This window comes from Streptococcus sp. HMSC065E03, assembly GCF_001815045.1.
Lineage (GTDB): Bacteria > Bacillota > Bacilli > Lactobacillales > Streptococcaceae > Streptococcus > Streptococcus parasanguinis_AD.
The window spans coordinates 1-25,715 of sequence record NZ_KV818844.1 but is presented as its reverse complement, the minus strand read 5'-3'; the positions used below and the strand labels follow the sequence as shown (position 1 = coordinate 25,715).

At 35.4% G+C, this 25,715-nt stretch carries 22 protein-coding genes and 4 tRNA genes; 19 read left to right on the top strand and 7 right to left on the bottom strand.

From position 1 onward, the window contains the following. The first annotated feature begins 66 nt into the window (after positions 1-66). Both HMPREF3002_RS01520 and HMPREF3002_RS01515 read left to right on the top strand, forming a co-directional pair. Positions 67-1,692 carry an ATP-binding cassette domain-containing protein gene (locus tag HMPREF3002_RS01520; RefSeq protein WP_049486042.1) on the top strand — a complete coding sequence of 542 codons (1,626 nt, stop codon included), beginning with the start codon at positions 67-69 and terminating at the stop codon, positions 1,690-1,692. Positions 1,693-1,741: 49 nt separating this feature from the next. Further along, the gene (locus HMPREF3002_RS01515; RefSeq protein ID WP_070664934.1) at positions 1,742-4,318 is read left to right on the top strand and encodes a YfhO family protein; all 2,577 of its coding nucleotides are present in this window, start codon (positions 1,742-1,744) and stop codon (positions 4,316-4,318) included. 90 nt (positions 4,319-4,408) lie between these two features. Here the strand turns inward: HMPREF3002_RS01515 and HMPREF3002_RS01510 are convergent. From HMPREF3002_RS01510 to rlmH, 6 genes are all read right to left on the bottom strand, one after another. After that, positions 4,409-4,482 (bottom strand) — tRNA-Asn (locus HMPREF3002_RS01510). A gap of 8 nt (positions 4,483-4,490) precedes the next feature. Continuing rightward, positions 4,491-4,562, bottom strand: a tRNA-Glu gene (locus tag HMPREF3002_RS01505). Positions 4,563-4,612: 50 nt separating this feature from the next. Then, positions 4,613-5,371: a response regulator transcription factor gene (locus HMPREF3002_RS01500; RefSeq protein WP_003009229.1), complete on the bottom strand. Its 759-nt coding sequence runs from the start codon at positions 5,369-5,371 to the stop codon at positions 4,613-4,615. Next, complete coding sequence (locus HMPREF3002_RS01495) at positions 5,368-6,708, bottom strand: sensor histidine kinase (protein WP_070664931.1); 1,341 nt, start codon at positions 6,706-6,708, stop codon at positions 5,368-5,370. The genes HMPREF3002_RS01500 and HMPREF3002_RS01495 overlap by 4 nt, the downstream gene beginning before the upstream one ends. 349 nt (positions 6,709-7,057) lie before the next feature. Continuing rightward, positions 7,058-7,131 (bottom strand) — tRNA-Arg (locus HMPREF3002_RS01490). A 42-nt stretch (positions 7,132-7,173) separates the two neighbouring features. Further along, a complete protein-coding gene (gene rlmH, locus HMPREF3002_RS01485; RefSeq protein WP_045760066.1) occupies positions 7,174-7,653 on the bottom strand; it encodes a 23S rRNA (pseudouridine(1915)-N(3))-methyltransferase RlmH in 480 nt (159 codons plus the stop codon). A 204-nt stretch (positions 7,654-7,857) separates the two neighbouring features. Between rlmH and HMPREF3002_RS01480 the strand changes: the two genes are divergently transcribed. The 5 genes from HMPREF3002_RS01480 (at position 7,858) to HMPREF3002_RS01460 (ending at position 12,999) form a co-directional block, all read left to right on the top strand. After that, on the top strand, positions 7,858-9,039 hold the full coding sequence (locus tag HMPREF3002_RS01480; RefSeq protein ID WP_045760067.1) for a serine protease HtrA: 1,182 nt from the start codon (positions 7,858-7,860) through the stop codon (positions 9,037-9,039). Positions 9,040-9,110: 71 nt separating this feature from the next. Then, positions 9,111-9,872 (top strand): ParB/RepB/Spo0J family partition protein, encoded by a 762-nt coding sequence (locus tag HMPREF3002_RS01475; RefSeq protein ID WP_070664929.1) that lies wholly within the window; start codon positions 9,111-9,113, stop codon positions 9,870-9,872. A gap of 268 nt (positions 9,873-10,140) precedes the next feature. Beyond that, positions 10,141-11,499 (top strand): chromosomal replication initiator protein DnaA, encoded by a 1,359-nt coding sequence (gene dnaA, locus HMPREF3002_RS01470; RefSeq protein ID WP_070664927.1) that lies wholly within the window; start codon positions 10,141-10,143, stop codon positions 11,497-11,499. A 159-nt stretch (positions 11,500-11,658) separates the two neighbouring features. Next, positions 11,659-12,795: a DNA polymerase III subunit beta gene (gene dnaN / locus HMPREF3002_RS01465; protein ID WP_021154169.1), complete on the top strand. Its 1,137-nt coding sequence runs from the start codon at positions 11,659-11,661 to the stop codon at positions 12,793-12,795. A gap of 12 nt (positions 12,796-12,807) precedes the next feature. After that, entirely contained in the window at positions 12,808-12,999 is a 192-nt protein-coding gene (locus HMPREF3002_RS01460; RefSeq protein WP_003002008.1) for a DUF951 domain-containing protein, read from the top strand. Between the two features lie 35 nt (positions 13,000-13,034). Here the strand turns inward: HMPREF3002_RS01460 and HMPREF3002_RS01455 are convergent, their stop codons facing one another. Then, the gene (locus HMPREF3002_RS01455) at positions 13,035-13,532 is read right to left on the bottom strand and encodes a DUF1307 domain-containing protein (protein ID WP_031574824.1); all 498 of its coding nucleotides are present in this window, start codon (positions 13,530-13,532) and stop codon (positions 13,035-13,037) included. 177 nt (positions 13,533-13,709) lie between these two features. Between HMPREF3002_RS01455 and ychF the strand changes: the two genes are divergently transcribed. From ychF to HMPREF3002_RS01400, 12 genes are all read left to right on the top strand, one after another. Continuing rightward, on the top strand, positions 13,710-14,825 hold the full coding sequence (ychF, locus tag HMPREF3002_RS01450) for a redox-regulated ATPase YchF (protein ID WP_049475054.1): 1,116 nt from the start codon (positions 13,710-13,712) through the stop codon (positions 14,823-14,825). Positions 14,826-14,893: 68 nt separating this feature from the next. Continuing rightward, on the top strand, positions 14,894-15,463 hold the full coding sequence (gene pth, locus HMPREF3002_RS01445; RefSeq protein ID WP_003009246.1) for an aminoacyl-tRNA hydrolase: 570 nt from the start codon (positions 14,894-14,896) through the stop codon (positions 15,461-15,463). A gap of 4 nt (positions 15,464-15,467) precedes the next feature. After that, positions 15,468-18,962, top strand: a complete 3,495-nt coding sequence (gene mfd / locus HMPREF3002_RS01440) for a transcription-repair coupling factor (RefSeq protein WP_070664925.1) — start codon at positions 15,468-15,470, stop codon at positions 18,960-18,962. Between the two features lie 68 nt (positions 18,963-19,030). Further along, entirely contained in the window at positions 19,031-19,297 is a 267-nt protein-coding gene (locus tag HMPREF3002_RS01435) for an RNA-binding S4 domain-containing protein (RefSeq protein WP_003002258.1), read from the top strand. Further along, a complete protein-coding gene (locus HMPREF3002_RS01430) occupies positions 19,290-19,658 on the top strand; it encodes an FtsB family cell division protein (RefSeq protein ID WP_003009251.1) in 369 nt (122 codons plus the stop codon). The genes HMPREF3002_RS01435 and HMPREF3002_RS01430 overlap by 8 nt, the downstream gene beginning before the upstream one ends. A gap of 3 nt (positions 19,659-19,661) precedes the next feature. Then, entirely contained in the window at positions 19,662-19,790 is a 129-nt protein-coding gene (locus tag HMPREF3002_RS11260; protein WP_256263403.1) for an SP_0009 family protein, read from the top strand. Next, on the top strand, positions 19,783-21,048 hold the full coding sequence (locus HMPREF3002_RS01425; protein WP_371106567.1) for a serine hydrolase: 1,266 nt from the start codon (positions 19,783-19,785) through the stop codon (positions 21,046-21,048). Before HMPREF3002_RS11260 ends, HMPREF3002_RS01425 begins: the two co-directional genes overlap by 8 nt. Continuing rightward, positions 21,048-22,322: a tRNA lysidine(34) synthetase TilS gene (tilS, locus tag HMPREF3002_RS01420; protein WP_070664921.1), complete on the top strand. Its 1,275-nt coding sequence runs from the start codon at positions 21,048-21,050 to the stop codon at positions 22,320-22,322. The genes HMPREF3002_RS01425 and tilS overlap by 1 nt, the downstream gene beginning before the upstream one ends. Positions 22,323-22,326: 4 nt before the next feature. Continuing rightward, a complete protein-coding gene (hpt, locus tag HMPREF3002_RS01415; RefSeq protein WP_003018402.1) occupies positions 22,327-22,869 on the top strand; it encodes a hypoxanthine phosphoribosyltransferase in 543 nt (180 codons plus the stop codon). 10 nt (positions 22,870-22,879) lie between these two features. After that, complete coding sequence (gene ftsH, locus HMPREF3002_RS01410) at positions 22,880-24,853, top strand: ATP-dependent zinc metalloprotease FtsH (protein WP_070664919.1); 1,974 nt, start codon at positions 22,880-22,882, stop codon at positions 24,851-24,853. A 91-nt stretch (positions 24,854-24,944) separates the two neighbouring features. Beyond that, a tRNA-Glu gene (locus HMPREF3002_RS01405) sits at positions 24,945-25,016 on the top strand. A gap of 154 nt (positions 25,017-25,170) precedes the next feature. After that, positions 25,171-25,650, top strand: coding sequence for a sigma-70 RNA polymerase sigma factor region 4 domain-containing protein (locus tag HMPREF3002_RS01400; RefSeq protein WP_070587616.1), 480 nt, complete (start codon positions 25,171-25,173; stop codon positions 25,648-25,650). The last annotated feature ends 65 nt before the right edge of the window (positions 25,651-25,715 follow it).

Here is a 25,715-nt window from a genome sequence, read left to right as displayed (position 1 = left end):
TAGAAAAGTTGAATTTTCCCCTATTTTCTAGTAAAATGAAGACATTATAGAAAGAGGAGAATATCATTGCTTACAGTATCAGACGTCTCACTACGTTTTAGTGATCGAAAATTGTTTGACGATGTCAATATCAACTTTACAGAGGGAAATACATACGGTCTCATCGGTGCCAACGGTGCTGGAAAGTCAACCTTTTTAAAAATTTTAGCTGGAGATATTGAACCAACAACTGGTCATATTTCTCTTGGCCCTGATGAACGTTTGTCTGTTTTGCGTCAAAATCACTTTGACTACGAAGACGAGCGGGTCATCGATGTTGTCATTATGGGAAATGAAAAGCTCTACAACATTATGAAGGAAAAAGATGCTATCTACATGAAAGAAGATTTCTCTGATGAAGATGGTGTCCGTGCAGCTGAACTTGAAGGTGAATTTGCCGAACTTGGTGGATGGGAAGCAGAAAGTGAAGCATCTCAATTGCTTCAAAATCTAAATATTTCAGAAGACCTTCATTATCAAACTATGAGCGAGTTAGCCAATGGGGATAAAGTGAAAGTTCTCTTAGCTAAAGCCCTTTTTGGTAAACCAGATGTCCTTCTTTTGGACGAGCCGACCAATGGATTGGATATTCAATCCATTACCTGGTTAGAAGATTTTCTGATTGATTTTGAAAATACGGTTATCGTTGTATCCCATGACCGCCACTTTTTGAATAAAGTCTGCACCCATATGGCGGATCTCGACTTTGGAAAAATTAAACTTTACGTCGGAAACTATGATTTCTGGAAAGAATCTTCTGAACTTGCAGCAAAATTACAAGCAGATAGAAATGCAAAAGCTGAAGAAAAAATTAAACAATTGCAAGAGTTTGTCGCACGTTTCTCAGCCAACGCTTCAAAATCAAAACAAGCAACTTCGCGTAAAAAAATGCTTGACAAGATTGAACTTGAAGAAATTGTTCCATCTAGTCGGAAGTACCCATTTATCAACTTTAAGGCAGAACGAGAAATTGGTAACGATCTCTTGACAGTTGAAAATCTTTCTGTCAAGATTGATGGTGAAACTATCCTTGACAATATCAGCTTTATCTTACGTCCTGGTGACAAAACCGCCCTTATCGGACAGAACGATATTCAAACAACCGCTTTGATCCGTGCATTGATGGATGATATTGAATATGAAGGAACTGTCAAGTGGGGAGTTACAACTAGTCGATCATATCTACCAAAAGACAACAGTCGTGATTTTGCAGGTGGTGAAAGTATTCTTGATTGGCTTCGTCAATTTGCAAGTAAAGAAGAAGATGACAATACTTTCCTTCGTGGTTTCTTAGGACGGATGCTCTTTTCGGGTGACGAAGTTAACAAGTCTGTCAACGTCTTGTCAGGGGGAGAAAAAGTTCGTGTCATGTTGTCTAAATTGATGCTCCTCAAGTCAAATGTTCTTGTACTGGATGATCCAACCAATCACTTGGATTTGGAGTCTATTTCAAGTTTGAATGATGGATTGAAGAATTTTAAAGAATCGATTATCTTTGCTAGCCATGACCACGAATTCATTCAAACACTCGCCAACCATATTATCGTTCTTTCAAAAAACGGCGTAATCGATCGTATTGATGAAACCTATGATGAGTTTCTTGAAAATGAAGAAGTTCAAGCAAAAGTGAAAGAACTTTGGAGTCAATCATAAAAATAAAGAGCCCTGAAATAATGATTTCAGGCTCTTTCAGTAGAAATATATGAATAAAACAAAGCTAAAAACATCCCTTTTTATAGTATCTTCTTTCCTGATTCCAGCTATCATGATGTTCTTTATTTACCTCTCACAAGGAATCTACTGGAACAGTGATACATCCCCCTTATTAGGAGATGGTTATCATCAGTATGTCATTTTTGATACCACACTTCGAAATATTTTACATGGGACAGATAGCCTATTTTACAGTTTCCAAAGTGGATTAGGCATTAATTTCTATGCACTCAGTAGCTATTATCTAGGAAGTTTCTTTTCTCCTCTTGTCTACTTCTTTAATGCACAATCCATGCCAGATGCTGTTTATCTCATCACTCTTCTTAAATTTGGAGCTATTGGATTAAGCACTTATATTAGTTTGCATGGAATGTTTTCTAAAATTCCTAGATTCCTGGTTCTTACCCTTTCAACATCATTTGCTCTTATGAGCTTTGCTATCAGCCAAATTGAAATCAAAACTTGGCTAGATGTTTTTATCCTAGCACCATTAATTCTTTATGGATTCAAAAAACTCATTTACAATGAGGGAGAGATTCTCTACTTTATCAGCTTAACCAGCTTGTTTATCCAAAATTATTATTTTGGGTTTATGATGTCTATTTTTCTTATTTTATGGTACTTGACACAACTGTCATGGGACATCAAAGGAATTGGAAAACGCTTCTTTCATTTTGTGATTGTATCTCTTTTATCAGTTATAACAAGCCTTGTGATGTTATATCCAACCTTCTTAGATTTACGCACTCATGGAGAAAGTTTTTCAAAGGTTGACAGTATCTTTACAGAAAAAAGTTGGTATCTTGACGTATTTGCGAAAAATTTCATTGGAAGTTTTGACACTACTAAATATGGATCAATTCCAATGATCTACGTGGGATTATTTCCACTTCTATTAGCGATCACCTTTTTCTTTGTAAAGTCGATCAAGTTTCACGTGAAACTTTCTTACTTTATACTCTTGATCATTCTTATTTTGAGTTTTCGTTTTCAATTATTAGATCTCCTTTGGCAAGGTATGCACGCGCCAAATATGTTTCTTCATCGATACTCTTGGATCTTTTCTTTGACGATTATTCTGATGGCAGGAGAAGTACTAAATCGAATAGAGGAGATCACTTGGATTCGTTTTAGTCTTGCTAATTTCCTCCTTATTCTAGGATTTGGAGCAACTGTCCTTTACAGCAGTCACTATAAATTTTTAGATGCTGTCAATTTTATTGTTACTTTTGAATTTTTAATTGCTTTCTATTTGGTCTGTTTAGGATTTATCCTAAAAAAGATACCGCCTAGACTTTTCTATCTTTCGATCCTTTTTTTCTCCATTTTTGAATTATCGGTAAATAGTTATTATCAAATGGAAGGAATTGCGAATGAATGGATCTTTGCTTCTCGGTCATCCTACGAACGCGACTTAAAAGCCATCCAATCCTTAGTAAGAGAGAAGACAGACTCAAATTATCGGACTGAGATTCTACATCCACAAACGGGCAATGATAGCATGAAGTATGGTTATAATGGAATTTCTCAATTTTCATCTGTACGAAATACGGATGCTAGCTCGACATTGGACAAACTAGGATTTAAATCTGAAGGAACTAACCTCAATCTTCGATACCAAAACAATTCTATTTTAATGGATAGTCTATTTGGTGTTCGCTATAATTTAAGCCAACAACCTGTTCAAAAATTTGGATTTAAAGAGATTGCAACCAAAAATGGAGTCTCACTTTCAGAAAACGAATATGCCTTACCAATCGCCTTTCTGTCAGCAAAACCTTATAAAAATACTTCCTTTACGAATTTGACACTGGATAATCAGACACGATTCATCCATCAAATCACAGATGAAAAATATAAATTTTATAAGAAATTAAATATTCTCTCGCCTACTTCACAAAATACTACATCTTCGTTGCAAACTGCAAAAATTGAAGAAGATAGTCATCTATCCTACGCAAGTATTCAATATGAAGTAACGGTTCCTGCCCATAGCCAACTATATGTCAATGTTCCAAATTTACAATTTTCAAACGATGATCGGAAAGATATTGAAATCAGCTACAATGGACAGACCCAACGCTATACCATTGATAATGCCTTTCCATTCTTTTCGATTGGCCATTTTGACACAGAGGAAACAGTTACTATTCGTTTGAGTTTTCCAGAAAATTCGACAGTCTCCTTTGATACACCAGAATTTTTTGCTCTGGATCTTGACCAATACACACAAGCTATCGCTAGCATTCGTCAGCAAGAAGTTGCTATTCACAAAAAGAAAAACAAATTGGTAGCAGCCTATAACGCAAATAGAGACACTACCCTTATTTTTACACTCCCTTATGATAAAGGCTGGTCAGCTAAACAAAATGGAAAGCCTATCCAAATTCATCGCATCCAGAAAGGATTGATGGGAGTTCGTGTTTCAAAAGGATCCGGAACAGTCACCTTAACATTTGTTCCCCAAGGCTTCATTGAAGGACTCATTGCCTTTTTCGTTGGAATCATTCTCTTTTTCCTCTACGAATGGAGACAAATAAAAAGACGAAAAAGCCAAGGAATCTAACCATCGTTCACTTATAAATAAAAGGCTAGGATAGTCATTATCCTAGCCTTTTTCAAAACAAAAAAAACACCCAAATGGGTGCTATACTAGCTCCGCCAGTAGGACTCGAACCTACGACATCATGATTAACAGTCATGCGCTACTACCAACTGAGCTATGGCGGAATGAGATATAGTCCGTACGGGATTCGAACCCGTGTTACCGCCGTGAAAAGGCGGTGTCTTAACCCCTTGACCAACGGACCATATATTCATTAACAGAACATATCCCATTATATCAAAATTTAACTAATTGTCAAGCACTAAATTCTAAATTTTGCTCTTCAATTAATTTTTTGGCACGTTTGATATTGCTTCTTGAGATTGGACAAGAATAGCCTTCTTTCAACAGTAGCTGTTTCTTTTTCTTATCCATTCCAATGATCATACTTCTATTCACGATAAAAGATTGATGGGGACTGAAATATCTCTCCTCCACATCTTTCTCCAAGACATCTGATAAACTTCCCGCAATTTCTTTTTGAAAATTTTTCCCAACTAAGTTTAATTTATAAGCCGAACCAACAGTTTCAATATAAAGAATATCCTTAAATGGAATTTTTATCTTTTTATCTTTAAAGTCATACTCAAAATAATCTGTCAAATCATCATTTCCAATTTGAATAGTCGTTAGATACTCAATACACTCCTTAATTTTTAATCTAAATAAATCTTCATTCAAATTTTTATCAATAAAATCTAAGGCAGATACTTTATAACGATAGGTAATCGAAGCAAATTCTGATTTTGTAGTAATAAAAACAATAATGGCATAAGGATTTGCTTCTCGTATTTTTTGAGCAATTTCCAGCCCACAATACTCATTGTCTTGGATATGAATATCTAGAAAATATAATTGGTGGATATCCGAATGCTGGATATAATTTTCAAATTCCGAAATTTTACCGGTAGAAATCACTTCAAGTTTAATTTCTAATTCCTTAGCAATTTCTGCAATATGTTTTTCTACCCGTATCTGTTGAGAGAGCTCATCTTCTAATAAAAAAATCTTCATTCTTGTTCGTATCCTCCAATCTTCAAAACTTGTAAAAAACGATTTCCTTGCAATTCCGTTTCTAAAAACATCGTTCCATAATTTGCTAAGATTTTTCTCACATTATTTAATCCTAGTCCTCTATTTTCTCCTTTTGTTGAATAGCCTTCTTCATATATTTTTCTAATATCAAAAGTGATTTCATTTGTTGTATTATGAATCACTAAGTAAACAATTTTTGAAATAGAGAAAATAGCAATATGAACTTTCTTTTCTTCTGCTTCTTTTGAAGCTTCCAAAGCGTTTGTCACTAGAATCCCAACGATTCTCACGATATCTAATAAATCAACTGGTAGTTGCTCGATTGGTTCACTCGTTTCAAAGGTCATTTCCACCCCAGCATCTCTTGCATCCAACCAGCCTCGAATCAAAATACTTCGTAAAGCAGAATCTTTGATATTGACCAAGTTGAATCCTGATAATGCTTCTGTATTGATCTCTTTATAACCTTTTTCCAATACTTCTCTATGGATTCTCTGTATTTCTGGAATATTTTCTTCCTCAATAGCTAATGACATAGAAATAACTAAATTTCCCAAATCATGACGAAATCCCCTAACAATAGAATAGAGACTTTGAATTTCAGCCATATACCGACTCATTTGTTGCTCAGAAAATTCTTTATACTCCAGTTCTAAATTTTTACGATACTGATCTCGCTCGATTTTCATATGGAATAAGCTGACTAAAAAAGAGAAAAAACAAATCGTTGCCAACATACTCCCAAAATTTTTATATTGCGCTTGTTCACTAATCCATAAAGCAAAATTAATCACTACAAATATAGCAAAATAAACACAGATGAGTCTCTTTAAATATTTTTCAAATTCTTTCTCATAAAAAGGAGTGAAATCAAATTCAAATAGGTCAATTAACTTCAAAATGATTCCTAAAGAAAGCAAACGAATGCACATATTGTAGACAATCGAGTAAGCTGCTACAACAGCATCCCCCAATACTGAAGAGACAATTATCGTCAGAAAAGTTGCTGTTCCTTCAACCGCTAAATAAGTAAAAAAAGAATAAAAAATGGCGCACAAGCGATTCGTCCGATTGGCATAATGATAATAAGGATATAAATAAACCGGCCATAAGAGCATATTTAAATCAGAGAGTCGAATATTTGAAAATAAAGTCACATCTAAAAATACTAAGAGACTTTCAAAAAGAAGAACAAAGGTGCTCAGCAGAAAGATAAATGCAAATTGATGTTCCTGATAGATTTTTTCGTCCACTAATGCAAACGTCAGAACAATGATCCCTCCCAAGAGAAAAGACAAGATTAATGACTGAATCACACAAATTCTCCCACTTTGTTTTTTCTATTTTATTATACTTTAGTATTATTATAAAAAAATAAAATTTTATATACAAAAAATTATAATATAAAATAGCCTAAAATTAAAGGGAATAGGTAAAATTGTAATGTTTTTAATGTTTTTGTTACATGAATGAAAACTATTTTACACAATTTATATAATCTACACTTTGCACTATATAGGGATTATTGGTTCTTTTTTAAAATATGCCTAATAAATCATTCCATTACTATTTGTCTATAGTGAAGTATACAAAAATTAATAAACAATGAAAATTTATACATTTTTACATAAAAGAAAAGATGCAGCAAAAGCTGCATCTTTCATTTGATCCCAGCAGGATTCGAACCTGCGACCGTTCGCTTAGAAGGCGAATGCTCTATCCAGCTGAGCTATGAGACCGAACTTACTTCATTTTAGCAGAAAAAGGAAGGAGCGTCAAGGTTATTTATGGTAAGGACTCCCTTGTTGAATCATGAAAGCACGATAGATTTGTTCCACCAACACTAATTTCATCAACTGATGAGGAAGAGTTAATTGACCAAAGCTCATTAATAGATTTCCTCTTTTTTTCACTTCAAGAGACAGACCAAGACTGCCTCCAATAACAAAAGTAAGGTTTGAATAACCAGATGTCATAATCTGGTCAATCGTTTGACTAAATTTCTCTGAAGGAAATTGTTTTCCTTCGATGGCTAATACAATCACATATTCCTTATCTGAAATCTTAGAGAGAATTCGTTCCCCCTCTTTTTCAAGGATTTGTTGATTTTCGAGTTGACTGGCACGATCTGGAGTTTTTTCATCAACTAACTCAACCTGTTCTACTTTTGCAAATCGACCAAGCCTTTTAATATACTCCGCGATCCCATCTTTTAAGTATTTTTCTTTTAATTTTCCAACGGTTATCAATTTAATTTTCATTCCCTTATTGTAGCATAATTCTTCAATTCCACAAATAATCCACAGCTATAGAAAGGAAATCTATTCTATAAAGTCCTTTTTAAAGCCATTTCTCAACTAAATTCTACAACTTATCCACAATTTGTGGATAACTTTAGTTATTTAAGATATAATTAAGAAAGTTTTTCTATACTTTAGACAATTTGATATCCTTAGGAGGAAAATATGAAATCTTCATCTAATTTACTGAAAAAACTTGGAAACATAACCCTTATTTTCGTTGTAGGTTTTCTAGGTGGGATTCTTGGAACCTTTTTAACCTTACAAACCTCTCATTCTTCTACTTCAAATACTGAAAGTAAGCAAGTACACTCAACCACTGTTAAAACAGCTTATAAAAATACAACCTCAACTAGTGAGGCCGTAGATAAGGTGAAAAATGCTGTAGTTTCTGTGATTACTTATTCTGATTCTTCGAATCAAGGGTTATTTGAAAAAGAAGAAAACTCTGATTCACAAATTTCTAGTGAAGGTTCTGGGGTCATTTATAAAAAAGAAGGAAAATATGCCTACCTTGTTACCAACACCCATGTAATCAATGGTGCTAAAAAAGTAGATATTCTTTTAGCAGATGGGAATAAAGTCCCCGGAGAAGTAGTTGGGTCAGATGTCTATTCTGATATTGCAGTCGTTCGTATTAGTGCGGATAAAGCAAAGGCAGTAGCTGAATTCGGAGATTCAAACCAATTAACAGTCGGTGAGACTGCAATTGCAATTGGTAGCCCTCTTGGAACAGATTATGCTAATTCTGTTACCCAAGGAATTATTTCCAGCCAAGGCCGCAATGTGAAATTGAAAGCCGATAATGGACAAAATATCTCTACACGCGCCCTACAAACAGACGCAGCCATCAACCCAGGAAACTCTGGAGGTCCATTAATCAATATTCAAGGACAAGTCATTGGGATTACCTCAAGTAAAATTTCAAATAACGGACAAACTTCAGTAGAAGGAATGGGATTTGCAATTCCTGCAAATGATGTTGTCAATATTATCAAGCAACTAGAAGAAAAAGGAAAAGTAGTTCGACCAGCTCTTGGAATCCAAATGATGGATTTATCCAACCTTTCAACTTCTGATTTAAGCCAATTAAAACTTCCTGAAAAAATCTCTGGAGGAGTACTAGTTCGTTCAACACTTGAAAATATGCCTGCTTCAGATAAATTGCAACGTTATGATGTCATCACAAAGATCGATGATACAGATATCGAGTCAACGGCAGATTTACAATCCGCCCTCTATTCTCACCAAATCAATGATACGATCAAGGTCACATTCTATCGTGATGGAAAACAACAAACAACTTCTATCAAGTTGACAAAATCAACTGAGGATCTGAGCGATTAACTTTCACTTTCTTGACATACTTGTAAACACACCTTTACGAATTTGTAAAGGTGTGTTATTCTATTCATAAGATGGAAAAATTAGAAAAAATAGCGGTAAAGGAAATTCGAACCAATCCTTTCCAACCAAGAAAAGTATTTGATCAAGAAAAATTAGAAGAACTGGCTCAGTCAATCAAAGAAAATGGCTTAATTCAACCAATTATTGTCAGAAAATCTCCAATAATTGGTTTTGAATTGCTTGCAGGTGAAAGACGTTTTAGAGCTTCAAAAATTGCTGGATTAGAGCTTGTTCCTGCGATTATTAAAGAGTTAACAGATCAAGAAATGATGCGACAAGCCATTATTGAAAATCTTCAACGAGAAGATCTCAATCCAATTGAAGAAGCTATCTCCTACCAGAAGCTCGTTGATCATGGCTATAAGCACGACCAAATCGCTCAATTTATGGGGAAATCTAGACCCTATATCAGCAATATGCTTCGCTTGTTACATCTAGCTCCCTCTGTTCAAGAAGCAGTCATTCAAAATGATATTTCTTCGGCTCACGCGCGTGTTCTTGTTCCTCTTGATGAAGAAGAGCAGCGCTTTTGGTTGGAGCGAATCAAACAGGACCATTTAAATGTTCGAACATTAGAAAATAAGATCAGTTCAAAAAGAAAACAGAAAAATAAAAAAGCAAAAGAGAGCTTCCTACTAGAAGAGGAACAACGATTGAAAAAAATATTAGGAACAGATGTGACGATACACTCCTCTTCTCAAAATAAAGGAACTATCCAAATTTCTTTTTCTAGTCTTGATGAATACCAACGAATTATCAACAGCCTTAAATAAGGCTGTTATTTTTATTTTTTGTATTGACAAGCTTTTCCACCATAAAAATCTTTTGTAAATAGCAGAAAAATAAGGATATTCACTAGTTATCCCCACTTTGTGGATAACTTTTAAAAACAATGTGAATTTAAATCCACAACTTGTGGAAAAAGTTTAAAACTATAATTTAATTTCATGAAATTTAGCCTGTGGAAAACTATTTTTGTTTGTGGTAGAATAGGAGTACGTATGATTTGATACAATTCAAGAAAAGGAGGGAAGTCTGATAGTGTCACAAGAAGAGCAATTTTGGTCTCGTTTTTTAGAATTAGCCCAATTACAACTAAAAGATAGTGCCTATGATTTTTTTGTCGCCGATTCAAAATTAGTAAAAATCGATGGAGAGACGGCTACCATTTATCTTGATGGAAATTATAAAGAATTATTTTGGGAAACAAATCTAAAAAATGCTTTGATCACAGCCAGCTTTGAAGTCTACAATACAGATTTGAAGTTCCATTTCGTTTTTGAAGATACCGAAGAAATTCCTAGTAGTCATATCAGTGAGAATAGGAGATTATCTTCAGGTAGCTTAACAACCGAACCGTTGCCTAAAATTGATACAGGTCTGAAATCAAAGTACACCTTTGATAATTTTGTGCAAGGGGATGGAAATATTTGGGCGAAAGCAGCAGCGCTTGCAGTTTCTGAAAATCTTGCAACAACATACAACCCTCTCTTTATCTATGGTGGACCAGGGCTTGGAAAGACTCACCTATTGAACGCAATTGGAAATCAAATCCTAGAAAATATTCCAAATGCACGGGTTAAGTATGTCCCAGCAGAAACCTTTATTAATGAATTTTTAGAACACCTTCGATTAGGAGAAATGAAGACGTTCAAGAATACCTATCGAAGTCTTGATCTTTTACTAATCGATGATATCCAGTCACTTGGCGGGAAAAAAGTCACGACTCAAGAGGAATTCTTTAATACCTTTAATGCCCTCCATAGCGACAACAAACAGATTGTTCTAACAAGCGATCGAAGTCCGGATCATTTAGATAGTCTTGAAGAGCGGCTGGTTACTCGTTTCAAATGGGGACTAACGCAAAATATAACACCACCTGATTTTGAAACTCGGATTGCCATCTTACGGAATAAAATTGAAGATCTAGACTATATTTTTCCTAATGACACACTGGAATATCTAGCAGGTCAGTTTGATTCAAATGTCCGAGACTTAGAAGGTGCCTTAAATGATATTTCTTTAATGGCGAAGGTGAAAAAACTAAAAGAAATTACGATCGATGTTGCTGCTGAAGCTATTCGAGCTCGTAAAAACGATAATAGCAAGACGCTTGTCATCCCCATTGAAAAAATTCAGGAAGCAGTTGGAGCCTTTTATGGAGTCAGTGTAAAAGAAATCAAAGGTTCGCGAAGGGTTCAAAATATTGTCCTAGCACGACAAGTAGCTATGTATCTTTCAAGAGAGATGACGGACAACTCACTTCCTCGAATCGGAAAAGAATTCGGTGGGAAAGACCACACGACTGTCATTCATGCCTATGAAAAAATTAAAAGTATGGTCGACACAGATGATAATCTAAGACTCGAAATTCAAAGTATCAAGAAAAAGTTAAATTAATCTGTGGATAACTTCCTCTTAACTTCTAGGGGTTATACACAATTTTTAAACAAGTAACTTTTCAAGTCATAGACAGGATTCTGAGAGTTTTCCACAACTTCCACACAACCTACTATTACTATTAACTTACTAATCATAAAATAAATAAAAGGAATGACCATGATAAATTTCTCTATTAACAAAACTTTATTTTTACAAGCACTAAATACTACCAAAAGAGCGATCAGTTCAAAAAATGCTATCCCAATCCTTTCCACGATAAAAATTGATGTCACTCCAGAAGGAGTTGCCTTATCTGGATCAAATGGCCAAATTTCAATTGAAAACTTTATTTCTATTAAAGATGAAAATGCTGGTTTATTGGTGACCTCTCCAGGTTCTATTTTATTAGAAGCAACTTTCTTTATTAATGTGGTTTCAAGTTTACCAGATGTTACTTTAGATTTTAAAGAGATTGAACAAAAACAGGTTCTTTTAACAAGTGGAAAATCAGAAATTACACTTAAAGGAAAAGATGCAGATCAATATCCACGGATTCAAGAAATTGCTGCAAGTAATCCATTAGTTTTGGAAACAAAATTATTAAAACAATTAATTAATGAAACAGCATTTGCAGCAAGTGTACAAGAAAGTCGGCCAATTTTGACAGGTGTTCACTTTGTTCTATCGGATAATAAAGAGCTAAAAACAGTAGCAACAGACTCTCACCGTATGAGTCAAAAAGTGATTACACTGGAGAAAAATGGAGACAACTTTGATGTTGTCATCCCAAGTCGCTCTCTTCGTGAATTCACCTCTGTTTTTTCTGATGATATTGAAACAGTTGAGGTTTTCTTTGCTAACAATCAAATCCTATTTAGAAGTGAACACATTAGTTTCTATACCCGTTTGCTAGAAGGAAATTATCCTGATACAGACCGTCTCATTCCAACAGAATTCAATACAGAGGCAACCTTCAATGTGGCCAACCTTCGATTTGCAATGGAGCGTGCTCGTCTTCTTTCAAATGCGACTCAAAACGGAACGGTTAAATTAGAGTTCAAAAATGGAGTGGTTTCTTCTCACGTTCATTCACCAGAAGTTGGGCGAGTAAATGAAGAGATCGATACGAGCGCCGTTTCAGGAGAGGATTTGTCTATTAGCTTTAATCCAACTTATTTGATTGAAGCGCTCAAAGCTATTGACAGTGAACAAGTTGTTATTCGTTTTATTTCTTCTGTTAGACCGTTTACATTGGTTCCAGAAGGAAATGAACAAGGGTTCATTCAATTGATTACGCCAGTTCGCACAAATTAACAAAGGTGAATCATGTATACGTTAGGTGATTTTGTAGAAATGAAAAAGCCTCACGCTTGTGTGATTAAAGAAACAGGCAAAAAGGCAAATCGTTGGGAAATTACGCGACTTGGTGCAGACATAAAAATCAAGTGTAGCAATTGTGATCATGTGGTCATGATGAGTCGCCATGATTTTGAACAGAAAATGAAGAAAGTACTATAAAAGGTTCAGTCACTTATGTGACCGAACCTTTTCGATTATTTTAATTCTTCAAATTTTCCATTTTTAACTTCTTTGAAACCACCCTGTTTCATCATATCAAAAGTTGATTTGAAGCTGATATAGTCGACTTTTTTATCTTTTTGTGTCGTTACTAATTTCTTTTCAATTAGCTGATCTAAGTCTGCCTTTTCATAATTTAGTGTTGTTTTTTCAACCATATAATCATCTTTATATTCAGCAGAATGTGTAAATCCTTTGACATCTTTGTATTCTTCATCATATTTATCGATCATTTCCTTTAATTGATCTTTCGTAACTCCCGCCTCTTTGTAATAAATAGTAGTGGTGGTTTGGTTACTGATCGCTTTATCACCTTTATGTTCTAGTGTAATACGAACATCTGTTTTCTTTTCTTGGTTGATTGCCTGAAGATAGGATTTTTGAACAGATTGTTGTCCACAAGCTCCAAGAAGAAAGAGAGTAAAGATAGCGATTAAAGAAAGAAAAATAGATTTCCATGTTTGTTTTTTCATCTGAAAAACTCCTTTGTTCATTGTTAAATATAGTATACCATTTTTATCTTTTTAGAACGTTACAGTTTGATGAAAAAATCTAGTTTCAAAGGTGATGAAATATTTCATTTTTCATCACTTGTCTTTTGAATTATGTTATAATAAAAGAGATTGAAATTTGAACGGAGAAAAAGAAAAATGGCATTAACAGCAGGTATCGTTGGCTTACCAAACGTTGGTAAATCAACCCTATTTAACGCAATTACAAAAGCAGGAGCAGAGGCCGCAAACTATCCCTTTGCGACCATTGATCCAAACGTTGGGATGGTAGAAGTTCCAGATGAACGCCTCCAAAAATTGACGGAAATGATTACTCCTAAGAAGACAGTTCCGACTACTTTTGAATTTACAGATATTGCTGGGATTGTGAAAGGAGCTTCTAAAGGGGAAGGACTTGGTAATAAATTCTTGGCTAACATCCGTGAAGTAGATGCCATTGTCCATGTAGTGCGTGCTTTTGATGATGAAAATGTCATGCGGGAGCAAGGTCGTGAAGATGCCTTTGTTGATCCGCTAGCAGATATTGATACCATCAATTTAGAATTAATTTTAGCTGACTTAGAGTCTGTCAATAAACGCTATGCGCGTGTAGAAAAAATCGCTCGTACACAAAAAGATAAGGATTCTGTTGCGGAATTTAATGTTCTACAAAAAATCAAACCAGTTCTTGAAGATGGTAAATCAGCTCGGACCATTGAATTCACTGAGGAAGAACAAAAAGTGGTGAAAGGACTTTTCCTTTTGACTACCAAACCAGTTCTTTATGTAGCCAATGTGGATGAAGATGTTGTTGCAGATCCAGATTCTATCGAGTATGTGAAGCAAATTCGTGACTTTGCGGCAACAGAGAATGCGGAAGTCGTGGTGATTTCTGCGCGTGCTGAGGAAGAAATTTCTGAGCTAGATGATGCAGATAAACAAGAATTTTTAGAGGCGATTGGCCTAGCAGAGTCTGGAGTTGATAAACTTACGCGTGCAGCTTATCACTTGTTGGGACTTGGCACTTATTTCACAGCTGGTGAAAAAGAAGTGCGTGCTTGGACCTTCAAACGTGGCATGAAAGCTCCTCAAGCAGCTGGAATCATCCACTCCGATTTTGAAAAAGGATTTATTCGTGCCGTGACTATGTCCTATGATGATTTGGTCAAATACGGTTCTGAAAAGGCTGTAAAAGAAGCAGGACGCTTGCGCGAAGAAGGAAAAGAATATGTTGTCCAAGATGGGGACATCATGGAATTCCGTTTTAATGTATAAGAGAGTTAAAAAGATGTAAAGGTTGGAAAAAATATTTCCAACCCTTTTAGTGTTTTGAAAGGAAAGAGATGACGAAATTAATTGTTGGATTGGGAAATCCAGGTGATAAGTATTTTGAAACCAAACACAATGTAGGCTTTATGTTAGTTGATCAAATGGCAAAGTCTTTAAATCTTACTTTCTCCCATGATAAGATTTTTCAAGCTGATATCGCCTCAACATTTTTGAATGGAGAAAAGGTCTATTTTGTAAAGCCGACCACTTTCATGAATGAGAGTGGAAAAGCAGTCCATGCCCTTCTGACTTATTATGGTCTGGATATTGAAGATCTTTTGGTTATTTACGATGATTTAGATATGGAAGTTGGCAAGATTCGTCTTCGAGCGAAAGGATCAGCTGGAGGTCATAACGGAATCAAATCGATTATCAATCATATTGGAACTCAGACTTTTTATCGAATTAAGATTGGAATTGGAAGACCTAAGCAGGGCATGTCAGTTGTTCATCATGTATTAGGAAAATTTGATAAAGACGATTACATCACTATTCTACAAACAATCGATCGAGTAGAAGAAGCGGTTAACGATTACTTGGTAGAAGAAAATTTTGAAAGAAGCATGCAGAAATACAACGGGTAAGTAGATGAATGTAATTGATTTAGTGAGTCAAAACTCCAACCTTCTATCCTGGCAACAAGGTTTGCAAAAAAATAATAGGGAATTGATCTTAGGATTGTCTGCGACCACAAAGGCTATTGTAATGGCTTCAGCCTTTGATTCTATTGAAAAAGCAGTCCTCATTACTTCCAGTTATAACGAAGCAGAACGATTGGCCAGTGATTTTATTGCTTTACTTGGAGAAGAGAAAGTCCATACATTTTTGGGAGATGATAACCCTTTAGCAGAATTTGTTTTTGCTTCACAAGAAAGGCAATTTTCACGATTAGAGGCTTTGCACTTTTTATGTCAAGAGGATCGTCAAGGTATCCTTGTGACCAATGTGAGTGGTATAAAACTACTATTACCTTCTCCTAAAGTTTTTGCATCTAGCATTTTTCAATTGAAGGTTGGTCAAGAAATAGACTTAACTACTCTGAGTGAAACATTACAGAAGATTGGCTACCAAAAGGTGAGCCAAGTTTTGCAACAGGGAGAGTTTAGTCTACGAGGAGATATTTTAGATATCTTTGAGATCGACCAACTCCAACCCTATCGGATTGAATTTTTCGGAGATGAGATTGATGGAATCCGAATCTTTGACCCAGAAAGTCAGCGTTCTGTTGAAAATGTTGAAGAAGTTCAACTGAAGGCAGTGAGTGATCTATTGTTGCAAGAGGAAGATTTTATACGTGGTCAGCAGCAAATCGAACAATTGCAAGAACAGAGCGCGAATGAAGAATTTAAATCTTATCTAGCAGAAATTTTAGGAGATATTTCTCAAAGGAAACTTCATCCGGATCTTAGAAAATTTATTAGTTTCTTTTACGAGAAGCAATATACCCTATTCGATTATCTCCCTAAACACACTCCTGTTTTTCTGGATGATTATCAAAAAATAGCAGATCAAATAGCGAGATTTGAACTAGATACAGCTAATCTCTTGACGGAAGATTTACATAAAAATAGAGCTTCTTCTCGCCAAGTGTATTTTGCAGACACCAGTACAACATTACGAAAATATACGCCTGCAACTTATTTTTCAAACTTTCAAAAAGGATTAGGAAATCTGAAGTTTGATCATTTGTATCAATTCAATCAATATCCCATGCAGGAGTTTTTTGGACAATTTGATTTACTAAAAGAGGAAATTGAACGGTATCGAAAATCAAACTATACAGTTATTATCCAAGCAACTTCTCATCACAATCTTCAACAGCTCCATAAAAATTTAGAAGAGTATGGGATTCGATTAGATTATATTAATGGGGATACGATCATTCCTCAAGCTAGTCAATTAGTTGTTGGAGGACTAGCTCACGGTTTTCAATTTGTTGATGAAAAAATTGTCTACATTACAGAATCAGAGATTTATCAGAAAAAGATCAAACGAAAGATTCGCAGGCAAAATATTTCCAATGCAGAACGCCTAAAAAATTATAATGAACTGGAAAAAGGGGACTATGTTGTTCACCAAGTTCATGGTATTGGTCAATATTTGGGAATTGAAACGATTGAAATTTCGGGTGTCCATCGTGATTATGTTTCAATTCAATATCAAAATGGAGATCGCATCTCGATTCCTGTCGATCAGATTCAGATGTTGTCCAAATACGTTGCAAGTGATGGAAAAACGCCAAAAATTAACAAGTTAAATGATGGGCGTTTCCAAAGAACGAAGCAAAAGGTTCAGACCCAGGTGGAGGACATTGCGGATGATTTGATAAAACTTTATGCGGAGCGTAGTCAATTAGAAGGCTTTGCCTATTCCCAAGATGATGAAAACCAAGAGGCTTTTGAACAAGATTTTCCATATATTGAAACAGATGACCAATTACGTTCCATTGAAGAAATTAAAAAAGATATGGAATCGAATCGTCCGATGGACCGATTGCTGGTTGGAGACGTCGGTTTTGGGAAAACAGAGGTCGCTATGCGAGCAGCCTTTAAGGCAGTAAATGATCATAAACAAGTAGCAGTGCTGGTTCCTACCACTGTTCTTGCCCAACAACATTATGCCAATTTTAAGGAGCGTTTTGAATCTTTTGCAGTAGAAGTTGCTGTTTTAAGTCGTTTCCAGAGTAAGGCAGAGCAGAAAGAAACGCTTGAAAAGTTGAAAAAAGGACGAGTGGATATTATTATTGGAACTCACCGACTCTTGTCCAAAGATGTTGTTTTTTCAGACTTAGGCTTAATCGTGATTGATGAAGAACAACGTTTTGGAGTGAAGCACAAAGAAACCTTGAAAGAATTGAAAAAAAAGGTAGATGTGCTTACCTTGACAGCTACCCCTATCCCTCGAACTCTTCATATGTCTATGCTAGGAATTCGAGATTTGTCTGTCATCGAAACACCTCCGACCAATCGGTATCCTGTGCAAACTTTTGTATTAGAGACCAATCCAACCATTATTCGAGACGCTGTGTTGCGGGAGATGGATCGTGGAGGACAGGCCTATTATCTTTACAATAAGGTAGATACAATTGAACAAAAGGTGTCTGAATTAAAAGAGTTGATTCCAGAGGCTTCGATTGGCTTTGTTCATGGCCAGATGAGTGAAGTTCGCCTGGAAAATACCCTGTTGGATTTCATTAATGGCGAATACGATGTCTTAGTGACGACAACCATTATTGAGACAGGTGTGGATATTCCAAATGCCAATACACTCTTTATTGAAAATGCGGATCATATGGGGCTTTCAACGCTTTATCAACTAAGAGGTCGTGTGGGACGAAGCAATCGAATTGCTTATGCTTATTTGATGTATCGTCCAGACAAATCTCTTACAGAAGTGTCTGAAAAACGTTTAGAAGCTATTAAAGGTTTTACTGAGTTGGGTTCTGGATTTAAAATTGCTATGCGAGATTTATCAATCCGTGGAGCAGGGAATATCCTTGGAGCTTCTCAATCTGGTTTCATCGATTCAGTTGGTTTTGAAATGTATTCTCAATTGTTAGAAGAAGCTATTGCTAAGAAACAAGGCCAAGAGCATCGCAGGCAAAAGAGCAATGCAGAGTTGAACCTTCAAATAGATGCGTATTTACCTAATGAATATATTTCAGATCAACGTCAAAAAATTGAAATTTACAAACAAATTCGTGAAATGAATTCTGCAACGGACTATGAATACTTGCAAGATGAATTGATCGATCGTTTTGGAGAATACCCAGATGTTGTCGCCTACCTACTTGAAATTGGTTTAGTGAAAGCTTACTTGGATCAAGTCTTTGTCCGTCTTGTTGAAAGAAAACAACAAAAAGTGACAGTGAAATTTGAACCTATTGCCAAACAACTGTTTTTAACACAGGATTATTTCAAAGCTCTGTCAATGACACAGTTAAAGGCACAGATTGCAGAAGAAAAGGGATTGATTGAAGTGATCTTCGATATTCGAAATAAGAAAGATTTTGAAATTTTGGAAGCTCTGAAGCAATTTGGTCAAACCTTATTGGAAATTAAACAGGAAAAAGAAAAGGACTAGCAGTTCTTAGCTCATTTTTCGCATTTTATGTATAAAAAATGATACAATACTATGTTAGAGGTGACAGTATGAGATTAGATAAATATTTAAAAGTTTCTCGCATTATTAAGCGTCGTCCTGTTGCAAAGGAAGTTGCAGATAAAGGACGAATCAAAGTCAATGGAGTATTAGCCAAAAGTTCAACGGATTTGAAAGTGAATGATCAAATTGAAGTTCGTTTTGGAAATAAAGTATTGACGGTTAAAGTCTTGGAAATGTTGGATAGTACAAAAAAAGAAGATGCATCCAAAATGTATGAAATAATTAGTGAAACAAGGATAGAAGAAGATGCCTAAAAATATCGTTCAAATGAACAATAAATATATCAAAGACGAAAGTCAGCGAAAACGTTTTTTAGAAGAAGAAAGAAAAAAACGCAATCGTTTTCTGGGACTCGTCTTGATATTGGTCATGTTACTATTTATTCTTCCAACTTATAATTTAGCCCAGAGCTATCAATCGCTACAAGATAAAAAAGAACAATACAAACAGTTGGAAAAAGAGTATAAAGAAACAAGTGAACAAAAAGAATACCAACAAGACATCGCTAAAAAATTAAAAGACGATGATTATGCAACAAAATATGCACGCGCTAAGTATTCTTTTTCAAAAGATGGTGAATATGTTTATACCATCCCAGATTTACTCCCGCAATAACCGATGGAAAATATCTTACAAATAGTTAAACAATTTCTTGAATTTTCGGATGAAAAATTAGAGGAATTAAAAAAGAAAAACCAAATGATCAAACTTCAAAAGGATGAAAAGGAAAGGAATACAGGTGTCTAAACGATTTCTGCTCCTATTGTTAGTTCCAATTTTATTTATTGGGTCTCAAGCAGCGAGTATCGAGCAGTCTGAGTCTTCTCAGACAATGGCTCATCCATCAGAACTTTATTTTTCTTCAATTCCAGCGAACCCTAATGTCTATCGCAAAATTTCTGTTTTTTCTGATCCTCAGTTGAAAAAAGCAAAAGGAGAAATTCTTCCCAACACACCGTTTACAATCGAACAACTCTTTGTAAATGATGAAGGGAAAGCTGTATTTAAAATAGCAGATAAAGGATATGTATTAGCAGATTCTTCTGTCATTTTTTCTGATGTTGTACAAGAAACACAAGAAAAAAAACAAGACATGTGGCTAAAACCTGGTTTTAAAGTGTATGATCGACCATTAATAAATGGTGCAAAAGAAAAAAATACACCTCTTTCTCCTTATACAAAAGTGACAGTCTTACGTACAGCTAAGACTTTACGAGATGAGTTTGTGGAGATTGAAGGTCAGGGCTGGGTGAACAAAGCATTCGTTACTGAAAAAGATAATCGAATGGAAAAAGTCCAGGACTTGTTAAATAGTAAATACAATTCTCCTTCGTATGGAATCTATGTAAAACAATTAGAGACTGGAAATACTGCTGGAATCAATCCGCAAAAAGAAATGTATTCTGCCAGTGTAACGAAATTACCATACTTGTACTACGTCCAAGAACAGCTTAATAAAAAAGCCATTTCCCCAACTACAACCTACAAATATATTCCAGAAGTCAATGATTTCAAAGGTGGCTATGAACCAGAAGGAAGTGGTAGCCTTTCAAAAACACCAGATGGAAAAGAATATAGTGTTCAAGAGTTGGTAGATAAAATTGCAAAAGAATCAGATAATGTTGGACATAATATCTTGAATTATTATGTCACTCATCAATCAGATCAAGACTTCCAAAAAACGTTGGATAAGATTGCAAAGAAACATTGGGATGTTGAAAAAAGAGAAGCATCCGCTGAAATGGCTGGCAATGTCATGGAGGCTGTCTATCAACAAAATGGCCCTATTATTGATGCGCTCTCCTCTACAAAATATGATGATCAACGGATTGCGCGTGACCTTCCAGTAAAAGTTGCTCATAAAATCGGAGATGCCTATGATTTTAGACATGATGTTGCGATTGTATACACAAATTCACCCTATGTAATAGCCATTTTTACAGATCATTCGAATTATGATACGATTTCCAACATTTCAAAAGATATCTATGAGGTATTGAAATAATGGAAAAGCGATTTTTAGAGTTTTGTGAAAAACAAGATCTATTTACTCCCCATTGCCGTGTTTTAGTTGCCTTATCTGGTGGATTGGATTCAATGAATCTGTATGAACTTTTATATAAGAATAAAGAACGATTGAAAATCCATCTGGTACTCGCTCATGTCAATCATGGACAAAGACCAGAATCAGATTTGGAAGAAAGTGAACTTCGAACACTAGCTGATAGGCGAGAGACACGTATTCATGTGGCTCACTATTTGGGTGATTTTACAGAAGCAAAAGCTCGTACCTTTCGTTATGATTTTTTTAAACAGATTATGGAAAAAGAGGATTGCACCGCTTTAGTAACAGGTCATCATGCAAACGATCAGGCTGAAACAACTTTCATGCGCTTGGTACGAGGAACAAAATTACGCCATTTAAGTGGCATTCCTGTACGCCAACCATTTGGCAAGGGTGAGTTAATTCGTCCTTTGTTAACTTTTACCAAAGATGAGTTGATGAAAATCCCTCACTTTGAAGACAGTAGCAATGACTCACAGGACTATTTTCGAAATCGTGTACGCCATCAATACCTTCCAGAATTTGAAAAAGAAAATCCCCAAATGCAAGCAAGTCTTCGCTATTTAGCAGAGGAAGTGAATCATTGGCACCAAGCACTAAAAGAATTGACTAGCAAGTTAAGCATTCAAGATTTAGCTTCTTTTAGAACGTATTCTCATTCTGTACAATCATTCTTATTAGAAGAGTATCTGGCACAATTTCCAGATTTGCAACTTGGTAGGGCCCAGTTTCAAGAATTATTAGATTTACTGCGAAAAAAAAGAAATTGCGTTCATTATTTAAAGTCGAATTATGAACTACATCAAGAATATGATTTCTTTAAAATACAAAAAATCAGTCAAAAGTCGGATGACCAACCCCTTCCATTTTTGTTAGAATTTGGGAATATCTTTGAAATTGCAAATTATAAACTATCTTTTGGACAACCATTAGTAGGGGAAAATGTAGAAATTCTTTCTGTTTCACGCGAAACTCCCATCTTAATTAGAGGGAGAAAGGAAGGAGATCACCTGCTTGTTAATGGCCATCATCAAAAATTAAGACGGTGGTTTATCAACCATAAAATTCCAATTTCGCTTCGGCAAAAAGCTCTCATTATAGAACAGAATCATAATATTCTTTCTGTAGTGGGATTGGTAACGAGTGATTTGAGTAAGCCCTCAAAAAGTGGTATAATGAAAGGTAGTCTTTATATTCAAAAAATAGATAGGTAAAAACATGTTAGAAAAAGATATAAAAAAAGTATTGGTTTCACATGATGAAATTGTAGAAGCAGCAAAGAAATTGGGTGAAACCCTAACAAAAGAGTACCAAGGAAAAAATCCAATTTTTGTTGGAATTTTGAAAGGCTCTGTTCCATTTATGGCAGAGTTGATCAACCACGTGGATACACATATTGAATTGGATTTTATGCTGGTTTCAAGTTATCATGGTGGTACGGCAAGCTCAGGTATTATTAATATTATCAAGGATATCGACCAAGATATTACTGGTAGAGATATTTTATTTGTAGAAGATATTATCGATACAGGTAAAACTCTCAAGAGTCTAAAAGAACTCTTTGAAGAACGAAATGCAGCATCTGTAAAGATTGCTACCTTACTGGATAAACCTGAAGGACGTTTGGTTGAGATCGAAGCAGATTACACCTGCTTTACGATTCCAAATGAGTTTGTTGTCGGATATGGTTTAGACTATGATGAAAATTATCGTAACCTACCCTATGTTGGTGTATTAAAAGAGGAAGTGTACTCAAAATAGAGGAGACTAGATGAATAACAGAAAAAATAACGGTTTTGTTCGAAATCCATTTCTGTATTTGTTGATTATTGTAGCGGCTGTGACAGGATTCCAGTACTTTTTTGCGGGTAATGGAGTTGGTCAAAGTCAGCAAATCAACTACACAGAATTGGTCAAAGAAATTAAAAATGACAATGTAAAAACGATCAGTTACCAACCAAATGGTAGTGTGATTGAAATTGCAGGGACCTATAATAAAGCTAAAGAATCAAAAGATGATACTGGAATTCAATTTTTTACCCCAAGTGTTCAAAAAGTATCTCGCTTTACTAGTGTTATCCTTCCATCAGATATCACCGTCAATGAATTACAAAAATTAGCAACTGACCACAAAGCAGAAATCACCATTAAGCGTGAGAGCTCAAGTGGCATGTGGATAACCATTCTGACTTCAATTGTTCCATTTGTTATCGTCATGTTCTTCTTCTTCTCAATGATGAACCAAGGCGGTGGCGGAGGTGCCAGAGGTGCAATGAACTTTGGTCGTAATAAAGCCCGCGCTGCTAATAAAGAAGATATTAAAGTTCGTTTTTCAGATGTAGCAGGAGCTGAAGAAGAAAAACAAGAACTTGTTGAAGTTGTTGAATTTTTAAAAGATCCAAAACGCTTTACTAAATTGGGTGCAAGAATCCCAGCAGGTGTGCTTCTTGAAGGCCCTCCCGGAACTGGTAAAACCCTTTTAGCAAAAGCAGTAGCTGGTGAAGCTGGAGTACCATTCTTTAGTATCTCTGGTTCTGACTTCGTCGAAATGTTTGTCGGAGTCGGTGCTAGCCGGGTTCGTTCACTTTTTGAAGATGCTAAAAAAGCAGCACCAGCCATTATCTTTATCGATGAAATTGATGCTGTTGGGCGCCAACGTGGTGTAGGTCTTGGTGGCGGAAATGATGAACGTGAACAAACCCTTAACCAGCTCTTGATTGAGATGGATGGTTTTGAAGGCAACGAAGGAATCATTGTTATCGCAGCAACTAACCGTTCTGATGTCCTTGACCCTGCCCTTCTTCGTCCTGGCCGTTTTGACCGTAAAGTATTAGTTGGACGTCCAGATGTGAAAGGTCGTGAGGCAATTCTTCGTGTTCATGCTAAGAATAAGCCACTTGCTCAAGATGTGGACTTGAAATTGGTTGCTCAACAAACACCAGGATTTGTCGGTGCTGATCTCGAAAATGTTTTGAACGAAGCAGCCTTGGTTGCAGCTCGTCGAAATAAAAAAGTAATTGATGCTGCTGATATCGATGAAGCAGAAGATCGTGTTATTGCAGGTCCATCTAAGAAAGATCGGACGATTTCACAAAAAGAACGTGAAATGGTTGCTTATCACGAAGCTGGTCATACAATCGTTGGTCTGGTCTTATCAAATGCTCGTGTAGTTCATAAAGTTACTATTGTTCCACGTGGTCGTGCAGGCGGTTACATGATTGCCCTTCCTAAAGAAGATCAAATGTTACTTTCTAAAGAAGATATGAAAGAACAATTAGCTGGGCTCATGGGAGGACGTGTTGCTGAAGAAATTATTTTCAATTCGCAAACAACGGGTGCTTCAAATGACTTTGAACAAGCTACCCAAATGGCGCGTGCAATGGTGACAGAATATGGTATGAGTGAAAAACTTGGACCGGTCCAATATGAAGGAAATCATGCAATGTTTGGTGCTCAAAGCCCACAAAAAATGATTTCAGAACAAACAGCTTACGAAATTGATGAAGAAGTTCGTGGTTTGTTGAATGAAGCCCGTAATAAAGCGGCAGAAATTATTCAAGGAAATAGAGAAACGCATAAACTAATTGCGGAAGCTCTATTAAAATATGAAACCTTGGATAGTGTTCAAATTAAATCATTGTACGAAACAGGAAAAATGCCTGAAAATTCAGAGCATGAATTAGAAGAAGAAGCAAAACCTCTATCATATGATGAGATTAAGTCAAAATTAGAAGAAAACAACTAATTCAAAAGAAGGAAAATATTTCCTTCTTTTTTTATTAAAAAAGTGTTGACAGAGTAAAAATATTCTGTATAATAGAATATGTTGCAAAAATGGTCCGTTGGTCAAGGGGTTAAGACACCGCCTTTTCACGGCGGTAACACGGGTTCGAATCCCGTACGGACTATCGATAAACTGTCACCAAGTGGCAGTTTTTTTGTGTATTTGGACAAAATAATCAAAAATAATAACCAAATAGTTAAAAAAACGTGCAGAATAGAAAAAAAGTCCAATGGGCTTCTTTATTTTTATAAAATACAGATAAAAGTAAAGGAGAGCTTATGGAATTTAATAAAATGTATCAAAAAGTAAAATATATCGTAAGAAAATGTGAAAAAGAATATTATATTCAATTATGGGAAAAGGATGATTGGGAACAAGAAGGTCAGCTAACTCTGTTTGAACTTTATCAAAAAAATCCTGAAATTGAAACAAATGAAGAATTACTTTATACATATTTCAAAACAAAATTTAGAAATCATATTAAAGATAAAATAAGACAACAGGAAAGTGATAAGAGAAAAATTAATAGACTTCCATATATTGAAATTGGAGAAATTAGTCACAGAATTTCATCAAGAAAAATATATTTGGATGAGCTGGTTGTTCTGAGAGATGCATTAAAACGTTTTAAAGAAAAATTAACCGTAAAAGAAAAAGAACAATATGAAGCATTACTAGTAAACAGAAGATGTCTAGGAAAAACAAAAATGAAAAAGAAATTAGAGAACTATCTAAAGGATTTTAAAAATTCAATTTAAAAACTGAAAGTTGCCAGTGAATAAATGAACTTTCAAAAAAATAAAAAATTTTTTAAAAAAGTGTT

Excerpts from the sequence above, each read along its gene's own strand:
- HMPREF3002_RS01515 (WP_070664934.1), top strand. The coding sequence starts at position 1,742 with ATGAATAAAACAAAGCTAAAAACATCCCTTTTTATAGTATCTTCTTTC.
- HMPREF3002_RS01500 (WP_003009229.1), bottom strand. The coding sequence starts at position 5,371 with ATGAAGATTTTTTTATTAGAAGATGAGCTCTCTCAACAGATACGGGTA.
- rlmH (WP_045760066.1), bottom strand. The coding sequence starts at position 7,653 with ATGAAAATTAAATTGATAACCGTTGGAAAATTAAAAGAAAAATACTTA.
- HMPREF3002_RS01480 (WP_045760067.1), top strand. The coding sequence starts at position 7,858 with ATGAAATCTTCATCTAATTTACTGAAAAAACTTGGAAACATAACCCTT.
- HMPREF3002_RS01475 (WP_070664929.1), top strand. The coding sequence starts at position 9,111 with ATGGAAAAATTAGAAAAAATAGCGGTAAAGGAAATTCGAACCAATCCT.
- dnaN (WP_021154169.1), top strand. The coding sequence starts at position 11,659 with ATGATAAATTTCTCTATTAACAAAACTTTATTTTTACAAGCACTAAAT.
- HMPREF3002_RS01460 (WP_003002008.1), top strand. The coding sequence starts at position 12,808 with ATGTATACGTTAGGTGATTTTGTAGAAATGAAAAAGCCTCACGCTTGT.
- HMPREF3002_RS01455 (WP_031574824.1), bottom strand. The coding sequence starts at position 13,532 with ATGAAAAAACAAACATGGAAATCTATTTTTCTTTCTTTAATCGCTATC.
- ychF (WP_049475054.1), top strand. The coding sequence starts at position 13,710 with ATGGCATTAACAGCAGGTATCGTTGGCTTACCAAACGTTGGTAAATCA.
- pth (WP_003009246.1), top strand. The coding sequence starts at position 14,894 with ATGACGAAATTAATTGTTGGATTGGGAAATCCAGGTGATAAGTATTTT.
- mfd (WP_070664925.1), top strand. The coding sequence starts at position 15,468 with ATGAATGTAATTGATTTAGTGAGTCAAAACTCCAACCTTCTATCCTGG.
- HMPREF3002_RS01435 (WP_003002258.1), top strand. The coding sequence starts at position 19,031 with ATGAGATTAGATAAATATTTAAAAGTTTCTCGCATTATTAAGCGTCGT.
- HMPREF3002_RS01430 (WP_003009251.1), top strand. The coding sequence starts at position 19,290 with ATGCCTAAAAATATCGTTCAAATGAACAATAAATATATCAAAGACGAA.
- HMPREF3002_RS11260 (WP_256263403.1), top strand. The coding sequence starts at position 19,662 with ATGGAAAATATCTTACAAATAGTTAAACAATTTCTTGAATTTTCGGAT.
- tilS (WP_070664921.1), top strand. The coding sequence starts at position 21,048 with ATGGAAAAGCGATTTTTAGAGTTTTGTGAAAAACAAGATCTATTTACT.
- hpt (WP_003018402.1), top strand. The coding sequence starts at position 22,327 with ATGTTAGAAAAAGATATAAAAAAAGTATTGGTTTCACATGATGAAATT.
- ftsH (WP_070664919.1), top strand. The coding sequence starts at position 22,880 with ATGAATAACAGAAAAAATAACGGTTTTGTTCGAAATCCATTTCTGTAT.
- HMPREF3002_RS01400 (WP_070587616.1), top strand. The coding sequence starts at position 25,171 with ATGGAATTTAATAAAATGTATCAAAAAGTAAAATATATCGTAAGAAAA.